We start from the raw sequence: 9,878 nt of genomic DNA on the forward strand, positions 1-9,878 counted from the left end.
AATCCTGTGGCCATTGCGGCCGTGCGGGTTCGATTCCCGCTCCGGGTACTTTTTCAAACTGTTTTCAGGAGGCCTCCAAAGGAATGGCGCGGCCTGGGTGAAATCCAATCAGTCTTCCTTTTTCTTTTTGGCCTTGCTTTTGGCCTTTTTCTCAGGGGCTTTCGTCTCAGTGGCTTCTTCTTTCTGAGCGCTTTCTTCAGAAGTAGCTTCTTCCCCTTCGGTTTGATCGTCAATCAGCCCGGCGGTTACAAGCAGGTTGTACCACTTGTAGAGTTTTTTCAGGTCTGAATTGTACACGCGGCTCTCGTCGTAATCGGGAACGATGGCGCGCAGGGTTTCCGACATCCATTCGGGGCTGTGGTCGCTGGCAGGGGTTTCCTTCTCTTCAAAATGCTTCCACATCTTCACAAACACATCCACCAGGGGAACATCATCGGTGGTGGTGAAAATGCTGATGTCGGAAAGCGCACTAACCTTGTCGCTGGTTCTAACCGGAATACGCTTGCTATCGGTGAGCGATTCGGCAATGAGCCCGTTTTTTGACCTTCCTACCACTTTGTACAATCCGGGTTTTCCGGCTACGCTGATGATGATGCTTAAATCCATGTTGATGTGTTAAGGTGGTGCAAAAGTAAAAATCTACCTCTCAGTTACAACTACGCGCAGAGTTTGCGGACCCGACGATGTCTCAATCCGAATCAGGTAAACACCGGCCGGCCAATTTTGCGTGGCTATTTCAATGGGGCTGGAGGCGGCATGCTGCGGCTCAAAACTGTGAATTATTCTGCCGTCTGCTCCGAAAACGGTAATGTGCATTGCGCGCTCATTTCCAGTAATCCAGAGGTTGTCGCTCACCGGGTTAGGGTACGCTTGCCACGATGCATATTGCGATTCCTTCACGGAGGTGATGAGGAAGTTTTCAGGCCCGGAAATCGTCGCGCAGCCCGCTTCGTTACTTACCTCCACGGTGTAATCTCCGCTTTGGGTGGGTACGAAAAAATGTTGATTGGCATTTTCCAGCAAACCACCATTCAGATACCACTGATAAGTCCATGTGCTGTCATAGACCGTGAGCAGGGTGTCCCACTGGATGGTGATTTCAGCTTCGGGAAGGGGCGAAAAAACGACGTGAATCGTGTCCGACCGGCCGATACAGCCCGCATCGTTCAGTACTTCCACCCACCACGAGCTGTTTGTATCGGGATTCTGAAAGGAATCCGTTTCTCCCGTGTTCCAGAGGTAGGAATTGTAGCTGTCGGTTGTTTGAAGCAGGAGATCATCGCCTTCGCAAAGCAGAAGCGTACCTGCTTCATTGAGTTGCGGTTGAAACCAAAGAGCGTTGACTGCTGCCTCTGCGTCGAGCTTACCTGTTCCGTATGCGTTGTTGGGCACAACTCCGGTGAAATCATCGGGATAGGTGTGGTTGAGAATGGCGTCGCGAATGGTTTCCACGTTGGCCTGAGGACACATTTCCAACAATAGCGCGGCTGCACCCGATACCACCGGCGATGCCATACTTGTTCCCCCGTTTCGGTAGTGCATGCCGCCCTGGGCAACCTTAAAGGGTTCGTTGTTGATGAGTGCGGCCAGTGTGCTGAACTTGGCGGTGCTGAGGGTTAAATCTCCCGAGGCTGAAACCTCCGGTTTTAACCGCTCATCGCGTGTTGGTCCGTGACTTGAGTTGATGCTGAGCAAGCCTGCGGGGTGCGAAAAGGTTTGCAAATTGCCGTTGTAGTCAATGTATTGGTCGCGATTGGCGTAATTACCTACTGTGATGACTTTGGGAGAACATGCCCATGAACCTACAATGTGTTTGTGTTTGTCGGGAGCGCGGTAGTGGGCCATGTCGGGGTACACAGCTTCCGATGGCAGGTTGTTCCATAGCATGTTCGAAGTCCCGAGAACGGAAGTTGACCACACGTCAAATCTTCCCTGTCCGGTGGTAATAAACCTGAATCTGTACTGAGCAGAATCGGGCGTAGCCATGTGCACCTGCAAGCGGTATTGCCCACCGCGCGGAATGCTGAAATAGTCCACCACGCCCAATGCATTGCCACTTAAACTCCAAAGGGTGTCTGTAACCACCTCGTTGAGCGATGCCTCAATTTGCCGGAAAGGGGTTCGCCCTCTGAATTGGAGCGAAGGATTGACCCGGTCAGCCCCTATAGCGAAGTGCACATCCTGAAAATCGGCGGTATCGGCCCAAAGCTCAAAAAATACGGCCCCGTAGCCCAGCCCGCTGTTGTTGTTGTGCATGAACCATGTAAAAGCGGTGTCGGCCGTTACGTTGTAGCCGAGGTGGTAGGGAGCCCAGTTTCCGGAGTTTCCGGCGGCGGCTACCACCACACGGCCGGGCTGGGCGCTGATCATGCTGTCAATGAGTAGCGCTGCCACGTCCAATCCGTCGCGGGACCCGCTATAGGTGCCGAGGCTCAGGTTAACCACACAAGGCTTGCCGAGTTCATCGGCTTTGTTGAAAATATATTGCACGGCGTCAGCAACTGTAAGCGTCCAGTTGGGTACACCAAATTGCGACGAAACCACCACCAGGTCGGCGTCAGGGGCAGCGCCTTTAAAGTCCTCAATGGCCAGTCCGTTGCCTGCCGCTGTACCCGAAACCGTGCTGCCGTGCCCAAACCACTGAGGCTGATCCTGGTGCCCGGTGATGCCGGAGTCAATCTCAGCGGCATTCCACTCAGCGCCGTAACCGAAAGGCTCAGGGCCTGTGCCGTTTTGGGTTTGGTCCCACAGGTATTTTACGCGGGTGCTTCCATCGGCATGCTGAAAATCAGGGTGCAGCAGCTCTATGCCCGTGTCCACCAAACCCACCACCACATCTTTTCCAGTTAGGCCCTCAGGCCAACCCGAAAAGCCCTGGTGCACAGCAATAAAGCGACTGTTTACCAGCATGGAGTCGTTAAGAGGTTTGCCCGAAGAGCCAGTGAATTCCAAATAGTCAATGCCTGGCACGCCATCGAGTTGGCTGATTTCTCCCACCGGAATGCGAAAGCTTACCATGTTGCCTGTGCGGTGCAAGATGCTACCTCCAAGTTCGTTAACCGCTCCGGCAATGGCTGTTGCATCGCCCACAGCTGCCATGTGAATCATTTTAGCAGAAGGCGTGCGCTCAAGGGTGGCCTTCAACCCGAAATCCATGTGGGTTTTTTGCCCAAAAGCAAACAGACCCGGTAAAATGCCTAAACTACAAATCAGTAAAATGCGGAATGTCATGGTGAAAGGCGTGGGTTTTACTTTGGAAATCAACTTTGGCACAGTAGGTTTCAGTTCCGTTGCTGATCACCAGCCACGGAACCCTCAAGGCAATGTTGTAACGCGCCACCTGGTCGAAGGTTTGCTGGTTCAGTGCCACATCGGCGGCTTTGCATTCAACCAGCATCACGGGCTCGCCGTTGGCATCGTACACCAACAGGTCAAAACGCCGGGGTTTTCCGAGCACTTTCAACCCTTTTTCTACGCTCATCAAGCCGGGTGGGTAACCGCGCTCATCTTTCAGAAAATGAATCAGCCCTTGCCTTACCCGCTCCTCGGGTGTGAGCAAAATCCGCTTGCGGCGTATGGGATCAAAGATGTAGGTGTTTTGGCTCATTGGCGATGCGGGCCTGCCCATTGCTTTGGCTATCTTTACCCCTTCAAAGATACATTTTCTAATCGGCCTAAAGCGTATGGAAAGCAAAGAAGACATTGTGAACGACTGGCTGCCGCGATACACAGGTACACCTGTGAGCGACTTTCAGAAGTACATTCTCCTGACCAATTTTGAGAATTACATAGATATCTTCTGCAAGATTTGCGGAGTAGAGAAGCAGGGCACAGACAAGGCCATGTCAAACGCTACCTCCGACAACATCACCATCATCAATTTTGGAATGGGAAGCGCCAATGCGGCTACCATCATGGACCTCTTAAGCGCTGTGCATCCCGAAGCGGTGTTGTTTCTGGGTAAATGCGGTGGCCTGAAAGAGAAAAACAATCTCGGCGATTTTATCCTGCCCATTGCGGCCATCCGCGGTGAGGGAACGTCCAACGATTACTTTCCACCGGAAGTGCCGGCATTGCCGTCGTTTACGTTGCAGCGCGCGGTTTCATCCACCATACGCGATTTTGAAATGGACTACTGGACGGGTACAGTGTACACCACCAACCGCAGGGTTTGGGAGCACGACAAGGAGTTTAAGGCATACCTCAAGCGCCTGCGCTGCATGGCTATAGATATGGAAACCGCCACGGTGTTTACCACCGGTTTTGCCAACAAGATTCCTTGTGGCGCCCTGTTGCTGGTTACCGATCAACCCATGACCCCCGATGGCGTGAAAACATCCATTGGCGACCGGAAAGTAACTGCCAGCTTTGTGGAGCCACATATCAGAATAGGAATTGAATCATTGAACGAAATCGCCAACAAGGGCCGCTCTGTAAGACACCTCAAATTCGAATAAACCTATGGCTGCCGCAAATGCCGCTGCGAAAACACGCCAGATTCTGGCCGAAATGAAACAAGGGATTTACCATCCCATTTACCTGCTCATGGGAGACGAGGGTTATTATATTGACCTCATTTCTGATTACATCGAGCAACATGCATTGCAGGACTTTGAGCGCGAGTTCAATCAAACGGTGCTATACGGTTTGGAAACCAATCCGCTCGATTTGGTTTCTGTTGTAAAGCGGTACCCCATGATGGCAGAACGCCAGGTGGTGATCCTCAAAGAGGGCCAGCGGATGAAGAACTTCGATAAACTGGAACCCATCATTGAAGAACCAGTTCCGACCACCATTTTTGTCATTTGCCACAAAGAAAAAAAACTGGACGGCAGATGGTCTATTACCAAGCTTCTGAACAAAAAAGCGGTGGTAGTGGAGAGTTCTAAAATCAAAGAAAACGAAGTAGCCTCGTGGATTCGCGATTATTGTAAAAGCCACAAAATTGACATTTCCAACGATGCACTTCAGGTAATGGCTGAGCACATTGGCCCTGACCTGGAGCGTATTGTGAGTGAGTTTGGAAAGCTCGAAGTGGCGCTTCCCAAAGGTACATCCATCACCCCCGAGGTGATTGAGAAGCATGTAGGCATCAGTAAGGATTACAATGTTTATGAGCTTCAGAAAGCCATTGCAATGAAAGATTTGGCCAGGGCCTTAAAGATTGCCCGGCATTTTGCCAACAACCCAAAGGCTCATCCTGTAATTGCTACAAATGGCGCATTGATTGGTTACTTCACCAAACTGTATCTGTTTCATCACGTGCCGGATAGTCAGGCGGCATCGGCATTGCGCATTAACCCCTATTTTTTGAACGAGTACCGCACGGCGGCAAGAAATTTTCCGGTTGGAAAGGTAGAGAGTATCTTTGGTTATTTGCGCGAAACCGACCTGAAAGCCAAAGGAGTAAACAATGTTACGTCGGATGATGGCGCATTGCTTGAAGAGCTGATTTTTAAAATCCTCCATTGAGTGGGTTGCTCGTGCCCCGTTTAACCCCCGATTTTTTCCGCAAATCATAAAAATCCAACCGCAGGGCATTTCGGTGCAAATCGTTGGTAGATGGCGGAGTTGAATTCTGTACTTTAGCCGCCTGCATTTTTGAAAACCATGCTTTTGAACCCAAAAAAGTTACTCTTCACATCTGTTTTAGTGCTGTTTGCTGCGCTTGCAATGGCCCAGACTACAGGAACCGTCCGCGGCTTTGTGTACGACCGCGACGACGGCGAGCCCGTTATTTTCACCAATGTATTTTTAAAGGGAACCAACTTCGGAGCTTCAACCGATGTAAATGGTTATTACAACATTTCGCGTGTTCCTCCCGGTACCTACACCCTGATGGTAACCGCACTTGGCTACGACACCGCCAAAGTTGAAGTGGTTGTAAGACGGGGCGATGTGATTAACGAGCGCCTCCTGATTGGTGAATCATTGGTGCAAATAAAAGAGTTTGAGGTGTCGGCCGAGCGGCAGGAAGCACAAACGCAGGTGCAAATGTCGGTGCAGAAACTTACGCCCAAGGATATGAAGAGGCTGCCTGCCATCGGGGGCGAACCCGATCTGGCCCAATACCTGCAGGTTTTGCCGGGGGTTATTTTTACCGGAGACCAGGGAGGGCAGCTCTACATACGGGGAGGCTCGCCCGTGCAAAACCTGGTATTGCTGGATGGAGCCATCATTTTTCAACCCTTTCACAGCATTGGTCTTTTTTCGGTGTTCGATACGGAGATTATCCGGAATGCCGACATTTACACAGGCGGATTCAACGCGCGCTACGGAGGAAGGGTGAGCTCGGTAATGGACATTACCACCCGCGATGGAAACAAGAGAAGAACCAGTGGAGTAGTGGGAGCCAATACTTTTGGCGCAAGAGCCTTGCTGGAAGGCCCCATTAAAAAACAAACCGACGACGGCTACGGCTCATCTAGCTACATCTTCTCGGCAAAACACAGCTATCTCGATCGTACCTCGCCCAGCCTATACAGCTTTGTGGATCCTGAGGGACTGCCATTCAACTACACTGACCTCTACGGAAAAATATCCTTGAATACCAACAACGGTAGCAAGGTGAACTTCTTCGGGTTTTTCAGTGAAGACAATGTGAGTTACCAGGCGCTCTCTAACCTTGGCTGGCAGCAGTGGGGTGTGGGTACCAACTTCGTGCTGATACCCGGAGCAAGCTCTACCATCATGGAAGGTAATTTTTCGATTACCGACTACAATATCTCACTGAGCGAAAGTGATCTTCCCGCACGCACAAGCGGAATCAACAACTTTGATTTGGGGCTGCGTTTCAGGTATTTTCCCGGTGAAGACGAGTTCAGCTACGGGTTCAATATTACCGGATTCAGCTCAGATTTCAGCTTCTTTAACCAGTACGGTATTCGCATTGATCAGCAATCTACCAGTACCGAGCTAGCCGGGTTTATGACTTATACCAAGCGCCTCGGAAATTTTGTGCTGGAGCCGAGCTTCCGGGTGCATTACTACGGCTCACTGGGTGTTGCCTCGCCTGAACCCCGATTGGGAGTGAAGTACAACGTGACTGAAACATTCCGATTGAAAGCTGCCGGTGGGCTCTACAGCCAAAACCTGATTGCTGCCAATTCCGATCGCGACGTGGTAAACCTTTTTATCGGATACCTGGCAAGTCCGGATAATCTGCCTTCGACGTTGACGCTGCCCAATGGTAATCAGCGCGACATCATCAATCCCTTGCAGCGGGCCCAGCACGCCATTGTAGGTTATGAGTGGGACATTACCCGAAAAATCAATCTCAACGTAGAGGCATACTACAAGTACTTTCCGCAAATCACCATCCTGAACCGAAACAAGATTTTTGAAGATACCGATTCGCAGCAGCCCGAAGTGTTGCGCAAAGACTTTATTGTAGAAACCGGAAACGCATACGGTCTTGATTTCGCCCTGAAATACGAAGAGAAGAATTTCTATCTCTGGACGGTGTACTCGCTTGCCTACACCGACCGCTGGGATGGATTTGTAACCTACAATCCGTTTTTTGACAGACGGCATAACGTAAACATTGTGGCTTCATACACATGGGGTAAAGACAATCGCTGGTCGGCCGATGTGCGTTGGAACTTCGGAACCGGATTTCCGTTCACCCAAAGTGCCGGATATTACGGACCGAAGCCAACCTTTGCGGATGGAATTGACACAGATGTAAGCCAGGTGAACTCCAACAACGTAGAGATCATTTTTGGAGAACTGAACGAGGGCCGACTGCCTGATTACCACCGCCTGGACTTTAGTTTGAGCAGAATTTTTACCATCAGTAAAAACTCAAGCATCGAGGCCACCTTTAGCGTAACGAACATCTACAACCGCGAGAACATTTTCTATGTGGATCGCGTGCGATTCGAAGAGGTATATCAGCTCCCTTTGATGCCCAGCATTGGTGCCAACTGGAAATTTTAACACGACAAAAATGTCAAGCGGTTGTTTTAGAGCTTGATGGATATTTGTTTTTGTCGGCCTTGTGCAGCATCTATTTTTCTAACTTTGTTTCCCGTAGTTACCAATCTCAAGGCTCATGCTTGCGCAACCCAAGTATATCTTCGTAACTGGCGGGGTTACTTCTTCACTCGGAAAAGGAATCATTTCAGCCTCACTGGCTAAGCTTCTGCAGGCGCGCGGGCATCGCGTTACCATTCAGAAACTGGACCCCTACATCAACATTGACCCCGGTACCCTCAACCCCTACGAGCACGGCGAGTGCTACGTAACCGAAGATGGTGCCGAAACCGACCTCGACCTGGGTCACTACGAGCGTTTTCTGAACGTTAAAACTTCGCAGGCCAACAACGTAACCACGGGTCGAATCTACCAAACGGTGATTCAAAAGGAGCGCCGCGGCGATTACCTCGGAAAAACCGTGCAGGTGATTCCGCACATTACGGATGAGATTAAGCACAGCATTCAAATTCTGGGCAACACCGGAGAGTACGATTTCATCATCACCGAAATAGGTGGAACGGTGGGCGATATCGAGTCGCTGCCCTACATCGAAACTGTGCGCCAGCTCAAATGGGAACTGGGCAAAAGCTGCATGGTAATTCACCTTACACTGGTGCCTTTCCTGGCCGCTGCCGGCGAGCTGAAAACCAAACCCACGCAGCACTCGGTAAAAATGTTGCTGGAACTTGGCGTGCAGCCCGATATTCTGGTTTGCCGCTCGGAGCATCACCTTCCCGCAGATGTGCGCCACAAAATTGCACTGTTCTGCAACGTAGAAAAGGATGCAGTGATTGAATCGCTCGACGCCGCCACCATCTACGATGTGCCCGTGCTGATGCGGGCCGAAAAACTCGATGATGTGGTACTGCGCAAGCTGAACCTTCCGATTGACCGCGTGCCCAATCTCGACCGCTGGAATGAATTCCTTCGTCGCTACAAAAACCCCAAAACCCACGTAAAAATTGGTTTGGTGGGCAAGTACATCGAACTGAAAGACGCCTATAAATCCATCGCCGAGGCATTCAACCACGCCGGAGCCGAAAACGAGTGCCGCGTGGAGCTCAAATGGATACACTCCGAAACCATCAACGCCGATAACGTAGCCCAGAAACTCGAAGGCCTCAAGGGTATCATGGTGGCACCCGGTTTTGGAGAAAGAGGTATTGAAGGCAAAATTGCGGCTGTGCGATTTGCCCGCGAAAACAACGTGCCCTTTCTCGGAATTTGCCTGGGAATGCAGTGCGCGGTCATTGAATACGCCCGCAATGTGCTCGGCCTGGCCGACGCCCATACCACCGAGATTGCGCACACTTCCAACCCGGTGATTGACCTGATGAAGGAGCAAAAAACCATCGCCGAAAAGGGAGGAACCATGCGGCTCGGAGCCTATGCATGCAGAGTTGAGCCCGACACACTGGCCTATCAGGTGTACGGCTCAACCGAAATTTCTGAGCGGCACCGCCACCGCTATGAATTCAACAATGTATATCTGGATGAAATTCGCAAAGCCGGTATGCGAACCAGCGGAATGAATCCGCAGAGCGGGCTGGTAGAGATCGTAGAAATACCCGATCACCCCTGGTTTATGGGCGTGCAGTTCCACCCCGAGTACAAGAGCACCGTGGCCAATCCCCACCCCTTGTTCGTACACTTTGTGCGCGCAGCTGTGAAGATTGACGCGCTGGTTGCCCGATAACCCTGCATGTGGCGCCCTGTTGGCGACCAATCAATCTATCTTTTTACGGCTAATTTCGGGCACATTCAATAGCTCGGAATCACTACCTTTGCCCCCCTCTTAAACAAGGAAGAATGGATAGGAATTCCGTTATCGGATTGGTGATTATTGCAGGGATTATCCTTGCGTACAGCATGTTTTTCGGACCCTCACAGGAAGACCGCGA

At 51.1% G+C, this 9,878-nt stretch carries 7 protein-coding genes; 4 read left to right on the forward strand and 3 right to left on the reverse strand.

The features are described from left to right. Nucleotides 1–108: 108 nt before the first annotated feature. From EA392_15125 to EA392_15135, 3 genes are read right to left on the reverse strand one after another with little or no spacing between them, the layout of a single operon-like run. On the reverse strand, nucleotides 109–606 hold the full coding sequence (locus EA392_15125) for a hypothetical protein (protein TVR36391.1): 498 nt from the start codon (nucleotides 604–606) through the stop codon (nucleotides 109–111). A gap of 33 nt (nucleotides 607–639) precedes the next feature. Further along, nucleotides 640–3,231, reverse strand: a complete 2,592-nt coding sequence (locus EA392_15130) for a T9SS C-terminal target domain-containing protein (protein TVR36392.1) — start codon at nucleotides 3,229–3,231, stop codon at nucleotides 640–642. Continuing rightward, nucleotides 3,203–3,703 carry a type I restriction enzyme HsdR N-terminal domain-containing protein gene (locus tag EA392_15135; GenBank protein ID TVR36393.1) on the reverse strand — a complete coding sequence of 167 codons (501 nt, stop codon included), beginning with the start codon at nucleotides 3,701–3,703 and terminating at the stop codon, nucleotides 3,203–3,205. The genes EA392_15130 and EA392_15135 overlap by 29 nt, the downstream gene beginning before the upstream one ends. Here EA392_15135 and EA392_15140 point away from each other — a divergent pair. The 4 genes from EA392_15140 (at nucleotide 3,684) to EA392_15155 (ending at nucleotide 9,673) form a co-directional block, all read left to right on the forward strand. Further along, complete coding sequence (locus EA392_15140; protein TVR36397.1) at nucleotides 3,684–4,457, forward strand: AMP nucleosidase; 774 nt, start codon at nucleotides 3,684–3,686, stop codon at nucleotides 4,455–4,457. The two genes, EA392_15135 and EA392_15140, sit on opposite strands and share 20 nt — an antisense overlap. 4 nt (nucleotides 4,458–4,461) lie before the next feature. Beyond that, nucleotides 4,462–5,472 carry a DNA polymerase III subunit delta gene (gene holA / locus EA392_15145; protein TVR36394.1) on the forward strand — a complete coding sequence of 337 codons (1,011 nt, stop codon included), beginning with the start codon at nucleotides 4,462–4,464 and terminating at the stop codon, nucleotides 5,470–5,472. A 129-nt stretch (nucleotides 5,473–5,601) separates the two neighbouring features. Beyond that, the gene (locus EA392_15150) at nucleotides 5,602–7,938 is read left to right on the forward strand and encodes a TonB-dependent receptor (GenBank protein TVR36395.1); all 2,337 of its coding nucleotides are present in this window, start codon (nucleotides 5,602–5,604) and stop codon (nucleotides 7,936–7,938) included. 115 nt (nucleotides 7,939–8,053) lie between these two features. Continuing rightward, entirely contained in the window at nucleotides 8,054–9,673 is a 1,620-nt protein-coding gene (locus EA392_15155; protein ID TVR36396.1) for a CTP synthase, read from the forward strand. Nucleotides 9,674–9,878 lie beyond the last annotated feature (205 nt).

Source organism: Cryomorphaceae bacterium (assembly GCA_007695365.1).
Lineage (GTDB): Bacteria > Bacteroidota > Bacteroidia > Flavobacteriales_D > SKUL01 > SKUL01.

Coding starts and splice junctions, on each gene's coding strand:
- EA392_15125 (TVR36391.1), bottom strand. CDS start 606: ATGGATTTAAGCATCATCATCAGCGTAGCCGGAAAACCCGGATTGTAC.
- EA392_15130 (TVR36392.1), bottom strand. CDS start 3,231: ATGACATTCCGCATTTTACTGATTTGTAGTTTAGGCATTTTACCGGGT.
- EA392_15140 (TVR36397.1), top strand. CDS start 3,684: ATGGAAAGCAAAGAAGACATTGTGAACGACTGGCTGCCGCGATACACA.
- EA392_15135 (TVR36393.1), bottom strand. CDS start 3,703: ATGTCTTCTTTGCTTTCCATACGCTTTAGGCCGATTAGAAAATGTATC.
- holA (TVR36394.1), top strand. CDS start 4,462: ATGGCTGCCGCAAATGCCGCTGCGAAAACACGCCAGATTCTGGCCGAA.
- EA392_15155 (TVR36396.1), top strand. CDS start 8,054: ATGCTTGCGCAACCCAAGTATATCTTCGTAACTGGCGGGGTTACTTCT.